This window comes from Arthrobacter sp. G119Y2, assembly GCF_038069765.1.
Classification (GTDB): Bacteria; Actinomycetota; Actinomycetes; order Actinomycetales; family Micrococcaceae; genus Arthrobacter_B.
The window spans coordinates 179,798-196,718 of the sequence record NZ_JBBPFS010000005.1 but is presented as its reverse complement, the minus strand read 5'-3'; the positions used below and the strand labels follow the sequence as shown (position 1 = coordinate 196,718).

The window sequence follows — 16,921 nt, the reverse complement described above, 5'->3', positions numbered from 1 at the left end:
CTGGCTGCCGGACAGCCCGGGCACGGAGGCCAACCGGATACAGTGGTCGACGGCGGCAGTGAACGCAGCGTCACGGAAGGCGGCACCAGTGGTAAACCCGATCCACCTCAAGACCCTCCTGGAAGTCATCCGGGTGGGCTCCTTTGCCGCTGCGGCCCTCCGGCTGGGCTACACGGCGTCGGCGGTCTCCCAGCAGATGTCCGCCCTAGAGCGGGCTACCGGAGCGCATTTGTTTGAACGCTCCGCGCGCACGGTCGTGCCCACGGAAGCCGCCGTCGTCATGGCACGGCATGCGGCCAAGGTCCTCACCGACATGGACGCGCTGATGGCCGCCACCGCCCGGGTGGAAGCCGGCACCAGGCACGAACTGCGGCTCGGCATTTTCCCCAGCCTGGCCACCTTCGCCCTCCCCCTGCTGATCGGGTCCCCCGGCTGGCAGGACCTGGGCATCAACCTGAAAATCCACGTCGCGGAGCCCGGCCAGACCATCCAGGGCCTGCGCAGCGGCGGGGAGCTGGACGTCGCGCTCATCTACCAGGTGGGCCAGGGCGGGCTGGCCTGGCCGTCCACGATCAGCCGGCAGTGGCTGGGCGACGACGATTTCCGCGTGGTCCTGCCCCGCTCCTGGGGCATCCGGGAAGGCTCCCGGATTTCCGCCGAGCAGCTCTCCGACATGCCGTGGATCATGCATCACCCCGGAACGCCGGATGCACTCGTGATTGAACGGCTCTTTGCCGGCTGCAATCTCCACCCCCATGTGGCCGCCTACTGCGATGACTTCAACGCAAGCCTGGAAATGGCGGCGGCAGGCCTCGGCGCTGCTCTGGTTCCGGAACTGGCCATGCTCAACCGGCACGACGGCGTCGTTGTCCTGGATGTGCCCGAGATCCGGCTTGCACGGAGCATCTTTGCACTGGTCATCAACGAACGCGAGAATCCCCGGGTCCGGCTCTTCCTTGACCAGTTGGCTGAAATTCTGCGCACCCAGAGCATCGCTCCGCGCACCACTGCGGATGCTTAGGCAGGGACCGCAGGGTTTTTTCGGCATCCCGCGGAACCGGTTCGCCGCTGTGAGCGCGGGTACCGGAATCGCGTCCAGCAGCGAACACGGGTAATACTGGCAGGATGCCTACTACCGGAAACCTCTTTCGCAAAACCGGCGGGCTACTCAAGGGCACCACGCTGTCCTCAGTCTCCGGCCGGTTCATGGGCATACTGCGCTACACACGCGTCCAGCTCGCCGTTAAGGCCGCCCTGGCCGTGGCCATCGCCTGGACACTGGCTCCGCTGGTGCCCGGCGTTGCCGCCCAGTATCCCTATTACGCGCCGCTGGGCGCGCTGATCAGCATGTACCCAACCGTGTCCGGCTCGGCGAAGGTCGGCGTCCAGGTCCTGATCGGACTGGTCACCGGAATGGCCCTGGCCCTTATCGTCCTGCTCTTCGGAGGCCCCTCGGTATGGACCATCGCCCTGGTCGTGGGGCTGGGCGTACTGTTTGCCGGCATCTCCCGGCTTGGCGCCGGGCGCGAATACCTGCCCATGGCCGCCCTCTTCGTACTGGTCATGGGCGGAGACGACCCGGACGGCTACTCCATCGGCTACGCGGTACAGATGCTGGTGGGCGTGGGCGTAGGGCTGACCGTCAACGCCACCATCTTCCCTCCCCTGCACCTCAACGGTGCGGTGGACGGGCTCGCTTCCCTGCGGCTTTCCCTGGCCCGGCAGCTCAAGGAAATGGGCACCGCCATCTCGGAATCCTGGCCGCCCGAGCACGAGGACTGGTCCAAGCGACGGACCGAGCTCATCGCCTTCAGCCGGGAAGTCCGCGAGTCCGTCCAGCTGGCCGACACCAGCCGCCGCGGCAACCTGCGCCGGCACCGCCACCAGCACGATCTTGATGCGGACTACCGGGCGCTGCGGGCCATGGAGCGGGTAACCCTCTATGTGGAGGACATGACCGAGGTCCTGTCCACCGCCATCTGGACCAGCCCGGAGGATATGGCCGTTCCGGGCGAACTTGCCGAACAGCTTTCCGAGGCGATGACCGCCACCGGGGAAGCCGTGGAAGCCTGGGATGCCGGCGGCGAGGAATACGAGACCGCGCGCGAGGCCGTCCGGCAGCTCCAGATCGACATGAACTCGGCCGCATCCCCCGACAGTCCGGTGGACGTCACCGCCTCCCTGGCGATGAGCATGCGCCGGATCCTGCGCACGGTGCGGACCGAAGAGGACCAGCCGTAACTACCCGGCGTCGGGAAGCAGTCCCAGCTCGGCCAGCTGCAGCGCCATCCCGGCGCCGTCGGGCGCGTAAATCCACGGGATGTCCGACGGCGTCTGCCCCGCCCGTGACGCGGACCGGCCGCCGGCCAGCACTGCCTCGCCCGCCGACAGCTGCCGGATCGCGATGGCCCGCACATTTTGCGGATACTGCTGGGCGAAGGCAGCGTAAATGGCTTCGTCATGCTGCCCGTTGTCTCCGATGAGCAGCCACTTGATGTGGGGGAATTCCTTGGCCAAACGTTCCAGCTGCGTCTTCTTGTGCTCCGGCCCGCTGCGGAACCAGCGGTCGCGGGTGGGTCCCCAGTCCGTGAGCAGCAGCGGACCGGCCGGATAGAGGTTGCGGGTGATGAACCGCGTCAGCGTTGCGGCCACGTTCCAGGCACCCGTGGACAGGTACAGGACGGGACTGCCGGGGTTCTCCCGCGCGAGCCGGTCCATCATCACGGCCATGCCCGGGGTGGGCGTGCGCGCGTGCTCATCCAGTACGAAGGTGTTCCAGGCGGCCAGGAAGGGCCGCGGCAGCGCGGTCACCATGACCGTGTCGTCAATGTCGGAAACGACGCCGACGGCGGCCGAGGGATCCACGATGTATACGGGAGCCACGGCTGCCTCGGAATCCTCGGAGCGGAGCGTGACGGTGGTCCAGCCCGGTGCCAGCTGCACCGGAAGAACCACGTCGACAACTCCGCCGCGGTCCGCGGTCACCGGATAGCACTCGTCGCCGATCTCCACGGTAACTTCGGCCTTGTTGATCGGCGGGCTCATAAAGTTGCGCCAGCCGCGGATGCCGTCACGGATGACTTTGGCCCCGGCGGAGTTCTCCCCGGCGGCGGCGTATCCGGGCTTGGCAAGGATCACGCGGCCCAGTACCCGGACCCATTCCGTGGTGCCGTAGCCGGTGAAGGGCAGGACCGTTTGGACCTCCCCGCGCTTGCGGGCACGGCCCTCCCGGTAGCTGTGCAGGGAGTCTTCAAGCCGCATGCCGATATGGCTGGCCTGTTCCTTGACTTCCTTAACTGCGGGGCGGGTCTGACCGGACGGTGAATCGGAAGGTGTCGGCAACATGACTCCAGTCTGTCAGACGCACGGGCCCGGGCCGCAAAAAGCCGGCAGCACCGTCGGGGACGGTACTGCCGGCTTCAGCAGCCGGTAAGGTGCGGCTAGCGGCGGCGCTGGGCCGTCATGGGGCAGTCGAACGGGTCGCGGGCCGACAGCCCCACCTCGTTCAGGTACCGCACCACAATGCCGTAGGACTTGGTCAGAGTGGTTTCCGTGTAGGGAATCTTGTGCTCTGCGCAGTAAGCCTTGACGATCTCTGAGGCGCGGGCAAGGTTCGGGCGCGGCATGTTCGGGAAGAGGTGGTGCTCAATCTGGTAGTTGAGTCCGCCCATCAGCGTGTTCATTCCGGTGCCCTTGATGTTCCGCGAAGTCAGGACCTGGCGGGAAAGGAAGTCCACCTTGGAATCCTTGGGGATGATCGGCATGCCCTTGTGGTTCGGGGCAAAGGAGGCTCCCATGTAGACACCGAAGACGGCCAGCTGGACACCGATGAAGGCGAACGCCATGCCGACCGGCAGGAAGAAGAACACGGCACCCAGGTACAGACCCAGGCGCAGGAAGACCATGGCCAGCTCGCCGATGCGTCCCTTGACCTGCTTGTTGGCAAAGAGGTGCTTAATGGAGGTGGCGTGCAGGTTGATGCCTTCAAGCATCAGCAGGGGGAAGAACAGCCAGCCCTGGCGCCGGGCGAACCAGGCCATGAAGCCCTTTTGCCGCGCGGCCTGCTCCGGCAGGAACGAGATGGTGTCCATGTCAATGTCCGGATCCTTGCCCACCGTGTTGGGGTTGGCGTGGTGCCGGCTGTGCTTGTTCATCCACCACTGGTAGCTGATGCCGACGACGGCATTGGCCACGAAGCGCCCGGCGCGGTCGTTCGCGGGACCGGATTCGAAGACCTGGCGGTGCGCGGCCTCATGGGCAATGAACGCCATCTGCGTCAGCAGCACGCCCAGCGCGGCAGCGATCAGCAGCTGGAACCAGCTTTCGCCGATCAGGAAGAACCCGGTTCCGGCGGCCAGAAGGCCGGCGCAGAGAAAAATGAAGGTCGTGATGTAGAAGGAGCGGCGGCGTTTCAGCAGCCCTTCATCGCGAACGGCCTTCAGCAGCCCTGAATAGCTGCTGACGACGGAGTTGGTGCGGGTCTTCGGTGCAGCTGGTTGTGCAGTTGTGCTCATGCGGCCCTCTGGGTCTCTTCGACTTCCCAGCCGGCGTAACGAGCAATTTCTGCTCTGTAGATACTTCAGCCTAACCCCTATCTCTGGCAAAACCATGTGACCGCCCTCGCAGGTCCCGGAATTCGTGCCGCCCCGGGACGGTTTCGCCGGGTGTTCCGCGGCCCAGGAGGCTACAATCCGGGCATGCCCCGGCGGCCAAACCTGCAGCGGGAAACGGAAGGCAACCACCATGACAGTTCCCGGCAACGTGCGGCCGGCAGGCCTCCCCCTGGATCTCAGCGGCGCCGCGGTTCGGGCACCCTGGCGTCATCCCGAGTCATTCTGGACCGGGCTCAGCGCCGCGGCGGCGCATTTAAGCGCACCCGTGGCCGTGCTGAGTCTTGATGCCCTCCGCTGGAACGCGCAGGATCTTCTTCGGAGAGCCGGCGGAACCCCGCTCCGCGTGGCCAGCAAGTCGCTCCGCGTCCGCGGTGTCATCGAAGCCCTGCTGGCACTTCCGGGCTTCCGCGGCATTTTCGCCTTCACCCTCGCCGAGGCGCTCTGGCTGGCGGAGGGGTGCGACGACGTCGTGGTCGGCTACCCGAGCGCGGACCGCGCGGCGCTGGCACGCCTCCTGGCCGACGAACGGCTGGCCGCGCGGGTAACGCTGATGATCGACGACGACGCCCAGCTTGACCTTATCGACTCCCTGGCCCCGCCCGGAAGCCGCCCCGCAGTGCGGGTCTGCCTGGACGCCGATGCCTCCTGGCAGGCGCCGCTCCTCGGGTTCATCGGCACCCGCCGCTCTCCCCTGCACTCTCCGGATGACGCCGTCGGCCTTGCCCGCAGAATCGCTGCCCGCCCCGGCTTCACCCTCGTGGGCCTGATGATGTACGAAGGGCAGGTGGCGGGAGCGGCCGATGCGGTCCCGGGCGCTGCAGCGATGAACGCGCTGATGCGCCGGGTCCAGTCCCGTTCCATGGCGGAGCTGAAGCAGCGCCGCGGGAACATAACCGGCCGGCTGCGGGAACTGGCGGACCTGGAATTCGTCAACGGCGGCGGCACGGGTTCCATTGAAGCAACAGCGCAGGATCCGTCAGTCACCGAGATCACTGCAGGCTCCGGCCTCTTTGCCGGGCACCTGTTCGACACCTACCGGTCCTTCTCCCCCGCGCCGGCAGCCGCCGTCGCGTTCGATGTCGTACGCCGTCCCGGACCGGATTTCGCCACGGTCCTGGGCGGCGGCTGGATCGCCTCCGGGCCGCCTGGCGCGAACCGCGTACCGCGGGCCGTCTGGCCGCCCGGGCTGAAGCTGCTGCCGCGTGAAGGCGCCGGAGAAGTCCAGACACCGCTGGCGGGCCGTGCCGCCGCCGGCCTGGCAGCGGGTGACCGCGTCTGGTTCCGGCATGCCAAGAGCGGCGAGCTGGCGGAGCGGGTCAACAGCTTCGCCGTGGTCGACGGCGGCAGCGTGACGGCGGTGCTGCCCACCTATCGGGGCGAAGGGAAGGCCTTCCTGTGAGCGCGGACGGAGGCACCTGGCGGAACTGGGCACGCACGGTGACGGTGACGCCGCAGCGCGTTGAGCAGCCCGCCCGCATTGAAGAACTGCAGCAGTGTGTCAAGTGGGCGGCGGCCGCCGGGCTGCAGGTCAAAGCCGTGGGTGCCGGCCACAGCTTCACCGCAGTCGCGGCAGCACCGGGGGTCCTGCTGGATCTGGGCCGCCTGCAGGGAATCCTGGAGGCGGACAGCGCGCGCCGGCGGGTCCGGCTGCTCGCGGGCACCCGACTGCACCGCATCCCGGAACTGCTGGCACCGTTTCAGCTGGCCATGCCCAATCTGGGCGATATTGACCGGCAGTCGGTAGCGGGGGCCCTGTCCACAGGTACGCACGGCACCGGGGCCGGCTTCGGAGGGCTCTGCACACAGGTGGTCGGCATGACCCTTGTCCAGCCCGACGGCGGCCTGCTGGCACTGGATGAGGAGGATCCCCTGCTGCCGGCCGCCGCGCTGGGCCTTGGCGCCCTGGGGATCATCGCCGACGTCACTCTGCAATGCGTCCCGGCGTTCGCCCTGCACGCGGTGGAAGCCTCGGAACCTCTGGCCTCCGTGCTCGCCTCCCTGGAGGAGCGGGTGGGGTCCACCGACCACTTTGAGTTCTACTGGTTTCCCCACACCGACCGCGCGGCAACGAAGGCCAACACCCGGCTGCCCGGGACGGCGCCGCTGAAGCCGTTGACACCGGCTGGCCGCTGGACGGATGAAACGCTCCTGTCCAACACCGTGTTCCGTGCAACCTGCGCTGCAGGCACCGCAGTTCCGGCGGTCATTCCCGCGGTGAACCGCGCCGCAGCCCGGCTGCTGGGCGGCCGGAATTACACGGACTCCTCCGCCCGGGTTTTTACCCAGCGGCGCACCGTGCGCTTCACGGAAATGGAATACGGTCTTCCCGCCGAGCGGCTGGGATCCGCGTTCGATGCCCTCCGCCGGCTGATCGAAGACCGGGCGTGGCGCATTTCCTTTCCGGTCGAGGTCCGCTGGGCCGCCGCCGATGACCGCTGGCTCTCCACGGCCCACGGCCGGGACACGGCCTACATCGCGGTGCACCGGTACTGCCGGGAGGATCCAACGGAGTACTTCGGGGCGGTGGAGGAGATCATGCTTGCCCACGAAGGACGCCCGCACTGGGGAAAGCTGCACAATCTGGGCGCCGCCGCTCTGGCCCCCCGGTATCCGCGGTTTGCCGATTTCCTGGACCTCCGGAACCGCATGGACCCCGACCGGATGTTTGCGAACGGCTATCTGGACCACGTCCTGGGTCCGTAGCTGCTCAGGATCCTCAGGTTTCGCCGTTCAGGGTCTTGCCGTTCAGGGTCTTGCCGTTCAGGTTTCGCCGGAAGGTCCTGCCGGAAATACACAGCGGGCATCGTACGATGAGCTCCAGCCAACCAAAGGAATGCCGTGACCACCGCGCCCGCCTGTGACCTGACCGCTGCTCTGCCCCGTTCCAGGTGGTGGGGGTTTCTTCCGTTTGCCGCGGTGTCCGCGGTGCACATCGGTGCCCGCGCCGTCGGGGCTTCCGAGATCGCAGAACCGACAAAGCTTTTGCTGATGCCGCTGCTGGCCGCCGCTGCGTTGTGGGGAGGCCGCCGCTTCCTGCGGCGCCGGCCGGCAGCCCTGCTGGTTGCGGCCCTCCTCTTTTCATGGCTGGGCGACGGGGCCGGGGCGTTTTTCCCGTTTGCGCCGGAACTTCCGGTGATGCTCGGATCCTTCGGCCTCGCCCACCTCTGCTATATCTGGCTGTTCACCCGGTACACCGCCGCCGGCCCGTTCCCCCGGTGGACACTGGTCTTTGCTGCGTGGTGGGTGCTCATGCTGGTGGTGCTGTGGCCCACTCTCGGGAGCCTGACCGCCGCCGTCGCCGTCTACGGCGTTGTGCTCGCCGGAACGGCGGCCACAGCAGCCCGGTGCAGTCCGGTGGTGGCGGCCGGAGGCGTGCTCTTTCTCGCTTCGGACACCGTCCTGGCCCTGCGCATTTTTAGGCCCGATGCCATGCCGGACTGGACAAATCCACTCGTCATGCTGACCTACTGTGCCGGACAGGGGCTCATTGCGGCCGGTGTCCTCCGGACCCTGGCCGTGCGCCGTCCGGCCGAAGCCTAGCGCGCAGCCTCCTCGAGCGCGCGGATCAGGGATGGCGCATCATAGGGTCCGAAATGCCGCACGGAACCGATAAAAAAGGTAGGTGTCGAGTGCAGGTCCATGAATTCGGCGTCCAGCGCATCATCGTCAACCCTGTTCATTACCGCCCCTGAGAGCAGGTCGCTGCGGAACCTTTCGACGTCGAGTCCGAGTTCCAGCGCGTAGCGAAGGAGATCGTCGGTCTGGAGATGGTCCTGCCGCTCGAAGAGCATCCGGCCGTACTCGCGGAAGGCGCCCTGCAGGTGCGCGGCCTCGCTGGCGCGGGCCGCCCCCACCGCCTCAGGGTGCACCCGCGTCAGCGGCAGGTGGCGCCACACGTAGACCAGCCGGGGACCAAAGTGCTCCAGCACGTCATCGATGGATCCGGTGGCCCGGGAGCAGAACGGGCATTCAAAGTCCCCGTATTCAACCAGCTGGAGGGGCGCCTGCGGATTGCCGCGGTAGTGGTCGCGCTCCGGGTCAAAGTCCCGCACCAGGAATCGCCCCACGGTAGAGGCCGGCTGAAACCGGTCGACAAGACGGAACCAGGCCCAGCCCAGCAGGAAGGCCAGCACCGACGCAGCGAGGACTCCCACGCGGGCTTGCGCCTGAAGCAGTTCGTCATCCACGGCCAGGCCCACAATGAACAGGGAAATGGTGAACCCGATGCCGCACAGCGCCGCTCCCCCGCCCACCCGCGCCAGGGTCAGCCCGGGCGCCAGCCGGCCGGCGCCCGTCCGTTGCATCAGGGCGGTGGCAGCGGTGATGCCAATGGTTTTTCCGATCACCAGGGCAATGATGATTCCCCAGGTCAGCCGGGACTGCGAGGCGGCAGCGAGAGTGGGGCCGTCCAGCCGCACGCCGGCGTTGGCGAGGGCAAAAACCGGCAGGATGAGCAGCGACACGTACGGAGCGTAGGTGCCCTGCAGCCGTTCATTGATGGAGATGGATTCCTTCAGGCTCCGGGCTGTTGCCGCCGCGTACTCGGGGGTGGGTGACTGTCTGAAGGCCCGCGCCAGTTCCTCGGTGTGTTCCACATGCAGCCGCCGCGGCGGGAACACCGGAATCATCAGTGCGATCGCCACTCCGGCCAGCGTCGCGTGGACTCCGGAGGCGTAGGTCGCACCCCAGGTGAGCAGGCTGAGGACCGCGTAGGCCGGTCCCCGCCCGGTCGGCAGGAACCGGACGAGCGCCACGAGTGCCAGCAGCACAACGGCCGCGAGCAGGGGCAGCAGCTCCAGGTCGGAAGTGTAGAACACCGCGATGGCCGCCAGCGCCCCAATGTCATCCACCACGGCCAGGGTCAGCAGGAACACCCGGAGCCTGCCGGGGAACTTCGGTCCGGCGACAGCCAGCGCCCCCACCAGGAACGCCGTGTCCGTGGAGATGACGGCGCCCCACACGGCCGCATTTTCTCCGGACGGGTTCAGCAGCAGGAAGATCCCGGCCGGCACCAGCAAGCCGGCCACCGCCGCGGCCACCGGCACCACGGCCCGGGACCGGTCCGTCAGCTCGCCCACGGTGAACTCCCGCTTGACCTCCAGTCCCACGGTAAAGAAGAAGAACGCCATGAGCGCGTCGTTCACGATGTCGTGGAAGCTCATTTCCAGCTCCATACCCCCGACGCGGAGGTCCACGACCGTGTCCCAGAACTCCGCGTAGCTCGCCCCGAAGGGGAGGTTGGCCCAGAGCAGCGCCAGCACGGTAAAGGCCAGCAGCAGCCCCGCCGATGTCTTATCCATGTCCTTGCGCATATCAGAGCACGAAACGGCGCGGAAAGAGGCGGGCGCCGGGGCGGATGCGGAGATGAATGAAGGGGCGGGTTGGCTCGGCCATCCCTGCATTCTGGTGCAGGTTCCGCTCCGTTGGCTAGGGGCGGCCGGACGCAGCAGTACTACCAAGGGCGGACGACGCCGGGACAGGGTCCGGCATCCGGACGATGGCACCACCGGCCGGATCTGCAACCCTTGTGGCATGAAACCAGAACTGCCACCGGAATTCGCCGCCGGAAAGGAATCCTGATGAACCGCGCACAGAATACTGTCGGCGTCGGCCCCTGGTCATTCGACGCCGGCCCGTTCGCCGTCGTTGTCCTGATCGTCGTCGTTGCCGTTGTGATCCGCTACATCCGCAAAGACTGAGCCGTGCCCAAAGCGGGGACAGCAAAAAGGCCCGAATCCCCGCCGCTTACGCGGGAAGGATTCGAGCCTCTTCCGATGGGTGGAGCTGAGGGGATTCGAACCCCTGACCCCCTGCATGCCATGCAGGTGCGCTACCAGCTGCGCCACAGCCCCAATTCAGTTTGTTATTCCATCATCAAAATCCACCGATAATTCCGCGGCTAAAGATGACCATAAACCCTGCCTGCGCAGATGCTTATTGGTGGAGCTGAGGGGATTCGAACCCCTGACCCCCTGCATGCCATGCAGGTGCGCTACCAGCTGCGCCACAGCCCCAATAAACTGTTTCCACTATGCCTCAATCCGCGGTTTTTGTATCCCCCGGGCCGAAGCAACTCCTCTACTTTAGTACAGAAATAACGGAGTGCAAAATCGAACTACACCGGTGCAATTCCCGTCCGAGGGAGGGCCGGTTCCGCGCGGCGCTAGCCCTCCAGCGGGCCTGAGGGCAGGGCATCGAGCCCCACATTGTGCTGGGCCAGATTCCACCGGACACCGCCGGCCGCTGCATCCCGCTCTTCCAGGACGGACCAGTGGGAATTCGAGACACCGCTGATTATGGTCCAGGATTCGGTGGGCAGGCCCAGCAGGGCACAGATTCCGGCGCGGATGGCACCGCCGTGGCTGACCGCCACCAGGGTTCCGCCCGGCGGCAGCGCATCGGCGGCTTCCGTCACCGCCTGTGCCACGCGGCGGCCGACGTCCACGCGGCTTTCCCCGCCGCCGGCACGGACGTCTCCGTTGCCTGCGGCCCAGCCGGCCTGCTCCTTGGGGAAACGGGCGGCAATGTCGGCGAAGTACAGCCCTTCCCACGTACCCGCAAATGTCTCGCGAAGCCGCGCATCAGCGGTAATCGGCTTCCCGCTGGCCTCCGCCAGCGCCTGGCCGGTAGCCAGCGCGCGGCTGAGGTCCGAGGACACAATGACGTCCGGATGCAGGTGGCGCAGGACGGCGGCTGCTTCCACCGCCTGGTGGACCCCGGAAGGGTCCAGTGCGATGTCCTGCTGGCCCTGGAACCTTCCCGTGCGGTTCCACTCGGTGCGCCCGTGACGCCAAAAAACGACACGCTTGCCCGTGCGGGCGGGATCCCAGGAGGCGGAGGCAGTCACAGGCGGCAGATGCTACTCGGCGTCCGGAACAGCCGGGGCTGCAGGCGCTGCATTCTCTGCGGCAGCTGCGTTTTCAATCTGCAGGTCGACGGCCGGGCAGTCCTTCCAAAGACGCTCCAGCGCGTAGAAGACGCGGTCTTCCTCGTGCTGGACATGCACGACGACGTTGGCGTAGTCGAGCAGGACCCAGCGCCCTTCGCTGCGGCCTTCGCGGCGCACCGGCTTGAGATCCTTCTTTGCCAGCTCCTCTTCGATGCCGTCGACGATGGCGTTGACCTGGCGTTCGTTCGAGGCCGACGCAATCAGGAACACGTCAGTGATAGCGAGTCGTTCGCTGACATCGATGGCAACGATATCGTTGGCCAGCTTGCCGGAGGCTGCCTGGGCGGCCACCCGTGCAATATCGATGGATGATTCGGTGGCGCTCAAAGTGTCTCCTTGTTTAACATCAGCTGCCAAAGCCGCCGACGATCATTGCTACTGAAATGATCAGGGCAAGAATGCCCAGACCACCAATTCCCAGCGATACAAAACGCAGTCGCCGGGTTCGGCCGAGTCCGGCCGTTTTTACGTCCAACGGGTCAAGCCCGAAAGCGCTTCGTGCACCGACGGGCTTGGCGCCCTCGGCAGGATCCAGGGGCGCGTTGACCAGGGCGTCTGCCCGGGCCAGGATGCGCGAATGCCGCACGTCGGTGGAAGCCGACGGCCGGCGCACTTCGAAGCGTTTGTCACCGGCGCGGGGAGTGCCCTGCGGCGGCGGAGGGACCTCGCGGCCCGTTTGCTTCGGAGTGTTTTGCTGTTTCGGAGTGTTTTGCTGCGGGGTGTTCGAGGTCACGACGGGAACGTGCGACGTCGGCGGCCGGCGCATGACGGGCCGGTCCACTCCCGGTACCCGAACAAATTCAAGCGGCGTCACCATGGCCAGATTGTGCGCCGTGGACGGATCGCTGGACGAGGGCTTGCGCTGCTCGTTTTCCTGGGACAGCCGCTGCATGCTCTGCGTGCGGCGGTTCAGGACTGCGGCCCGCTCCGCCAGCGCCTTCTGCTGTGCCAGCAGCTCCAAGTCGACGGCGTTGGGGTCCTCCGCCTGCATCGCTTCCATGGCTGCCACTTGGTTGCGGGCCTGTGCATGCAGCGCTTCACGGGCCACGAGGGCCTGTTCCACGCTCATCCCGGCAACGTCGGCATTCGGATCGGCAGCCTTGCTGCCCGATGCCGCGGCCGGGATTCCCTCAGCGGGAGTTTCCTCCGCGCGGCGGCGCCGGTCCCGGCGGCCGCCTTCCCTCACCGGCGACAGGGCGGCGGGCGGTGCATCAACGACGGCGGCCCCGCCTGCGTCGGCACCCGCCTTCACATCCGGCCCAGCTTTCACATCTGACGCAGGCTTCACATCTGACGCCGCCTTAGCATCAGATGCAGGCTTCACATCTGACGCAGGCTTGGCAGCGGATGCACCCTTCGCGGCGGGAACTGCCGGCTTCGCGTCCGGCAGTGCCGGGGCAGCGGCCTTGGCCTCCCCCGGGGCGCCGGCAGCGGAACGCTGCTGTTGTTGCTGCTGCTGCTGCTGAAGCCTCAACTGCCGGCGGGTTGGCGGATTTGCGGCATCGTCGGAACGAGCCTGCTTATCTGCCAGCGCCTTGTACGCACGCAGGGCCTCGCGGTCCCTGGCCCGCTGCTGGGACTCCCTTTCGCGGGGCCCGGCAGGGGCGTCCACCGGTACGTCAGCCGCTCGGCGGCTGCGCCGCGGTGCGTCTGCGGACTCTGGACCGTTTGTCATTTCCTACCCATCCGGTTTCGTTTGGTTATGCTACGGGTTCTGTGGTGGCTGCCGATGGCTGCTCGGCATGCGCGGGTGCGGCTTCATACAGCCCGTGTTTGGCAATGTACTGGACCACCCCGTCCGGCACGAGGTACCAGACGGGTTCTCCGTCGGCCACCCGTTCACGGCAGTCCGTGGAGGAGATGGCCATGGCCGGCACCTCGAGCAGGCTGACATCGTCCCGGCCCATGTTCTCGAGCACGTGGCCCGGACGCGTGACGCCCACGAAGTGAGCGAGCGACCACAGTTCCTGGATGTCCTTCCAGGACAGGATCTGCGCCATGGCGTCGGCACCGGTAATGAAAAACAACTCCGCTTCCGGACGCGCTTCCCTCAGGTCCCGGAGAGTGTCAATCGTGTACGTCGGTCCCGGACGGTCGATGTCCACGCGGCTGACCGTGAACCTGGGGTTCGACGCGGTCGCAATGACCGTCATCAGGTACCGGTGCTCGGCCGGACTGACTTCCCTGGCGGATTTGTGCCACGGCTCCCCCGTGGGTACAAAAACAACTTCATCCAGGTCGAAGACCGACGCCACTTCGCTGGCGGCGACAAGGTGCCCGTGGTGAATGGGGTCAAAGGTGCCGCCCATGACGCCCAGCCGGACCCGCCGCTGATCCTGCTGGGGCCGGGGCTGGGCCGCTGCCGCCAGGAAGGTTTTTACTGATTCCACGGAGGAATCAGCCCTCGATGCCCTGGCCGTGATCGTGCTTGTTCGGGAACTGGCGCTGCGGGTCGACATGCTCCGACGTCGCTTCGTGACGGTGTCCCACGCTGGTGAAGGAGACGGTGGCGAGCATCAGGGCCAGCAGTGCGCCCATGATGATCACGGCATACATGACGGGCGGCATCGGAATCGACACGTGTGCTTCGGCCGTCTCACTGGCAGCAAGTACAGCGCTGGAAAGCTGGATCAGCATGGATCTCCCTCAGAAAGCTTGAGTAATAACCCGCCGGCCGTAGCCGGCGGCGTAGTGGTTTCCTTCAAGTCTACGCGTAAGCGTAGACGGGCTGCACCCGCGCGCCCCGGCTCCGCCCGGCGGGGAGCCGGGCGAGTCTCAGATCCGGATGTGCCCGTCACCCTGAACAATCCATTTGGTGGTGGTCAGCTCACGCAGCCCCATCGGCCCGCGCGCATGCAGCTTCTGGGTTGAAATGCCAACCTCTGCTCCCAGTCCCAGCTCTCCGCCGTCGGTAAACCGGGTGGAAGCGTTGACGATGACGGCGGCCGAGTCCGTCTCGGCAATGAAGCGTTCGGCGTTGGCCAGGTCATTGGTGATGATCGCCTCGGTATGGCCGGTGGTCCAGCGGCGAATGTGGTCCAGCGCCTCGTCCATGTCATCGACCATCGCCACGGCCAGGTCCAGGTCCATGTATTCCCGGCCCCAGTCCTCCTCCCCTGCGGGCTGCGACTCGACGCCTGCAGGCAGGGCGGCACGAACCCGTTCATCTGCGTGGAGCCGGACTCCCGCAGCGGCCAGGGCAGCCAGGACGTCGGCCGCCGCCTCCGCATCGCGGTGCACCAGGAGGGTTTCGACGGTATTGCAGACGCTGGGCCGCTGGGTCTTGGCGTTCAGCAGGATATCCACCGCCATCTCCACCGGGGCGCTGCGGTCCAGGTAAATGTGGACGTTGCCTTCGCCGGTTTCGATGACCGGCACGGCGGCGTTGGCAACAACTGTCTGGATCAGGTCCCGCCCTCCCCGCGGAATGAGGACATCCACCTTTCCCCGGGCCTTCATGAGTGCGTTGGCACCGGCGCGGCCGTACGCGTCCACGCCCTGCACCGCATCGGCAGGCAGCCCGACGGCGTCGAGCGAATCCCGGATAATGTCCACGAGCACCGCATTGGTCTGCGCCGCTGCGCTGCCGCCGCGCAGGATGACGGCGTTGCCGCTCTTCAGGGCAAGCCCGGCGATATCCACCGTGACGTTGGGCCGTGCTTCGTAAATCGCTGCCACCACGCCCAGGGGAACGTGCACCTGCCGCAGGCGAAGCCCGTTGGGCAGGGTCTGCCCTCGGGCAACGGTACCCACGGGATCCGGCAGTCCGGCCAGCTTTTCCAGTGCCTCCGCCAGGCCTTCGATTCGTTCCGGGGTCAGGGTGAGCCGGTCCAGCATCGCCGCCGAGGTTCCCTTGGCCCGGCCGGCGGCAACATCTCCGGCGTTGGCGGCCAGGATCAGGTCGCGCTTGGCGACGAGGTTCTTACCGATTTCCTGCAGGCCCAGGTCCTTCCAGGCCCGGTTGGCCCGGGCCAGGCGCCGGGAGGCAATCCGGGCCCGGTCGGCAGCTGCATGGATGCCGGCCTCGGCCTCCTGCTCCGCTGTGCCTGTTCCGGCAGCTGAGATATCGGTAAGCGATGTTTCTGTTGTCTTCACGGCGTTCATGCTCCCAGTGTATTGAGGGTCTCGGGGCGTGCAATGGAGGAGCCGGCTGCGGCAGCGGCCCCGGAGGACCCGGGATGGCCGCCGTCCTGCAGGACCACCAGGTCATTGACGTGCACCACGGCGCGCTCATAGGCACGTCCCAGTTCCTTGGACAGTTCCCGGGTGGTCCGGCCGAGCATCTGCGGCAGTTCGTCCGAGCCGTAGTTGGTCAGCCCGTGGGCAATGACCGTGCCGTCCAGGCGTGCGACGGCCACCGGGTCCCCGGGCTCAAAATGCCCGTCAACGGAGACAATGCCCGCCGGCAGCAGCGACCGGCGGCGGTCCCCGACTGCCCTGGCAGCGCCGTCGTCGACCACAAGCGTGCCCTGGAGGCGTGCCACATGGGCCAGCCACAGCAGGCGCATCGACTGGCGGCGGCCGCGGCCGGTGAACCAGGTTCCCACGTCCTCCCCCGCCAGTGCCGCGGCGGCGTTGGCGGTGCTGGTCACGAGTGCGGGGATGCCGGATTCTGCGGCAATCGTGGCGGCCTCAACCTTGGTGGCCATGCCGCCGGTCCCGACGCCGGCGCGGCCGACCTTACCGATACGCACGTCCTCAAGGTCTTTTTGCCCGGTCACTTCGGGGATGCGCACGGCGCCTTCCGAGGGCGGACCGTCGTACAGGGCATCGACGTCGGAGAGCAGGATCAGCGCGTCGGCTTTAACCAGGTGCGCCACCAGTGCGGCGAGGCGGTCGTTGTCGCCGAAGCGGATTTCGTGGCTGGCCACGGTGTCATTTTCATTGACGATGGGTACGACGCCGTAGTTCAGGAGCCGTTCCATGGCGCGGTGGGCGTTGGCATGGTGGGTTCGGCGCATCAGGTCTTCGATGGTCAAAAGGACCTGGCTGACGGTCACGCCGTGTTTGCCGAAAGCTTCCGTGTACCGGGCCATCAGGAGGCCCTGGCCCACGGAGGCGGCTGCCTGCTGCGAGGAAAGCTGAGTGGGGCGCTTGGTCAGCCCCAGTGGTGCCAGCCCGGCGGAAATGGCCCCGGAGGACACCAGGATGATCTCGGTGCCCTGCGCGCGGCGGGCGGCAAGGACGTCCGCGAGCCCGGTGAGGGCTTCATCGGAAATGCCGCCGGCAAGGGACGTCAGAGAAGACGACCCTACTTTCACGACAATCCGGTGCGCGCGGGCAAGCCCGGAGCGTGAGCGGAGCGCCCGCCTGGGTGCAGGGACAGGGTGGGGGGATGTTGTGTTCTCAGTCATGTCCC

General features: G+C 66.9%; 15 protein-coding genes and 2 tRNA genes. 5 read left to right on the top strand and 12 right to left on the bottom strand.

Features of this window, described 5'->3' with window-relative positions; all coding sequences use genetic code 11:
• The first annotated feature begins 88 nt into the window (after nucleotides 1-88).
• Nucleotides 89-1,021 carry a LysR family transcriptional regulator gene (locus WKB88_RS12665; protein ID WP_341394903.1) on the top strand — a complete coding sequence of 311 codons (933 nt, stop codon included), beginning with the start codon at nucleotides 89-91 and terminating at the stop codon, nucleotides 1,019-1,021.
• Between the two features lie 104 nt (nucleotides 1,022-1,125).
• The gene (locus WKB88_RS12660) at nucleotides 1,126-2,241 is read left to right on the top strand and encodes an FUSC family protein (RefSeq protein WP_341394902.1); all 1,116 of its coding nucleotides are present in this window, start codon (nucleotides 1,126-1,128) and stop codon (nucleotides 2,239-2,241) included.
• On the opposite strand, the gene WKB88_RS12655 is transcribed toward WKB88_RS12660, so the two are convergent.
• Together WKB88_RS12655 and WKB88_RS12650 are read right to left on the bottom strand one after the other, a co-directional pair.
• Entirely contained in the window at nucleotides 2,242-3,345 is a 1,104-nt protein-coding gene (locus WKB88_RS12655; protein WP_445818916.1) for an App1 family protein, read from the bottom strand.
• Nucleotides 3,346-3,440: 95 nt separating this feature from the next.
• Nucleotides 3,441-4,514, bottom strand: coding sequence for a fatty acid desaturase family protein (locus tag WKB88_RS12650; protein ID WP_341394901.1), 1,074 nt, complete (start codon nucleotides 4,512-4,514; stop codon nucleotides 3,441-3,443).
• Between the two features lie 229 nt (nucleotides 4,515-4,743).
• On the opposite strand from WKB88_RS12650, the gene WKB88_RS12645 reads away from it, so the two are divergent.
• The 3 genes from WKB88_RS12645 (at nucleotide 4,744) to WKB88_RS12635 (ending at nucleotide 8,153) form a co-directional block, all read left to right on the top strand.
• Nucleotides 4,744-6,012 (top strand): alanine racemase, encoded by a 1,269-nt coding sequence (locus WKB88_RS12645; RefSeq protein ID WP_341394900.1) that lies wholly within the window; start codon nucleotides 4,744-4,746, stop codon nucleotides 6,010-6,012.
• On the top strand, nucleotides 6,009-7,316 hold the full coding sequence (locus WKB88_RS12640) for a D-arabinono-1,4-lactone oxidase (RefSeq protein WP_341394899.1): 1,308 nt from the start codon (nucleotides 6,009-6,011) through the stop codon (nucleotides 7,314-7,316). Before WKB88_RS12645 ends, WKB88_RS12640 begins: the two co-directional genes overlap by 4 nt.
• Before the next feature lie 135 nt (nucleotides 7,317-7,451).
• On the top strand, nucleotides 7,452-8,153 hold the full coding sequence (locus WKB88_RS12635) for a lysoplasmalogenase (protein ID WP_341394898.1): 702 nt from the start codon (nucleotides 7,452-7,454) through the stop codon (nucleotides 8,151-8,153).
• Here the strand turns inward: WKB88_RS12635 and nhaA are convergent.
• The 10 genes from nhaA to proB all read right to left on the bottom strand — a co-directional run bounded on the left by nhaA (nucleotide 8,150) and on the right by proB (nucleotide 16,916).
• Nucleotides 8,150-9,913: a Na+/H+ antiporter NhaA gene (nhaA, locus tag WKB88_RS12630; RefSeq protein WP_341394897.1), complete on the bottom strand. Its 1,764-nt coding sequence runs from the start codon at nucleotides 9,911-9,913 to the stop codon at nucleotides 8,150-8,152. The two genes, WKB88_RS12635 and nhaA, sit on opposite strands and share 4 nt — an antisense overlap.
• 479 nt (nucleotides 9,914-10,392) lie before the next feature.
• Nucleotides 10,393-10,465, bottom strand: a tRNA-Ala gene (locus WKB88_RS12625).
• Between the two features lie 86 nt (nucleotides 10,466-10,551).
• A tRNA-Ala gene (locus WKB88_RS12620) sits at nucleotides 10,552-10,627 on the bottom strand.
• Between the two features lie 149 nt (nucleotides 10,628-10,776).
• A complete protein-coding gene (locus WKB88_RS12615; RefSeq protein WP_341394896.1) occupies nucleotides 10,777-11,460 on the bottom strand; it encodes a histidine phosphatase family protein in 684 nt (227 codons plus the stop codon).
• 12 nt (nucleotides 11,461-11,472) lie between these two features.
• On the bottom strand, nucleotides 11,473-11,889 hold the full coding sequence (gene rsfS / locus WKB88_RS12610) for a ribosome silencing factor (protein ID WP_341394895.1): 417 nt from the start codon (nucleotides 11,887-11,889) through the stop codon (nucleotides 11,473-11,475).
• Between the two features lie 19 nt (nucleotides 11,890-11,908).
• Nucleotides 11,909-13,237 carry a hypothetical protein gene (locus tag WKB88_RS12605; protein ID WP_341394894.1) on the bottom strand — a complete coding sequence of 443 codons (1,329 nt, stop codon included), beginning with the start codon at nucleotides 13,235-13,237 and terminating at the stop codon, nucleotides 11,909-11,911.
• A gap of 25 nt (nucleotides 13,238-13,262) precedes the next feature.
• Nucleotides 13,263-13,931: a nicotinate-nucleotide adenylyltransferase gene (gene nadD, locus WKB88_RS12600; protein ID WP_341395088.1), complete on the bottom strand. Its 669-nt coding sequence runs from the start codon at nucleotides 13,929-13,931 to the stop codon at nucleotides 13,263-13,265.
• A gap of 28 nt (nucleotides 13,932-13,959) precedes the next feature.
• On the bottom strand, nucleotides 13,960-14,199 hold the full coding sequence (locus WKB88_RS12595) for a hypothetical protein (protein ID WP_341394893.1): 240 nt from the start codon (nucleotides 14,197-14,199) through the stop codon (nucleotides 13,960-13,962).
• A 138-nt stretch (nucleotides 14,200-14,337) separates the two neighbouring features.
• A complete protein-coding gene (locus WKB88_RS12590; RefSeq protein WP_341394892.1) occupies nucleotides 14,338-15,666 on the bottom strand; it encodes a glutamate-5-semialdehyde dehydrogenase in 1,329 nt (442 codons plus the stop codon).
• The gene (proB, locus tag WKB88_RS12585) at nucleotides 15,663-16,916 is read right to left on the bottom strand and encodes a glutamate 5-kinase (RefSeq protein WP_341394891.1); all 1,254 of its coding nucleotides are present in this window, start codon (nucleotides 16,914-16,916) and stop codon (nucleotides 15,663-15,665) included. The genes WKB88_RS12590 and proB overlap by 4 nt, the downstream gene beginning before the upstream one ends.
• Between the last annotated feature and the right edge of the window lie 5 nt (nucleotides 16,917-16,921).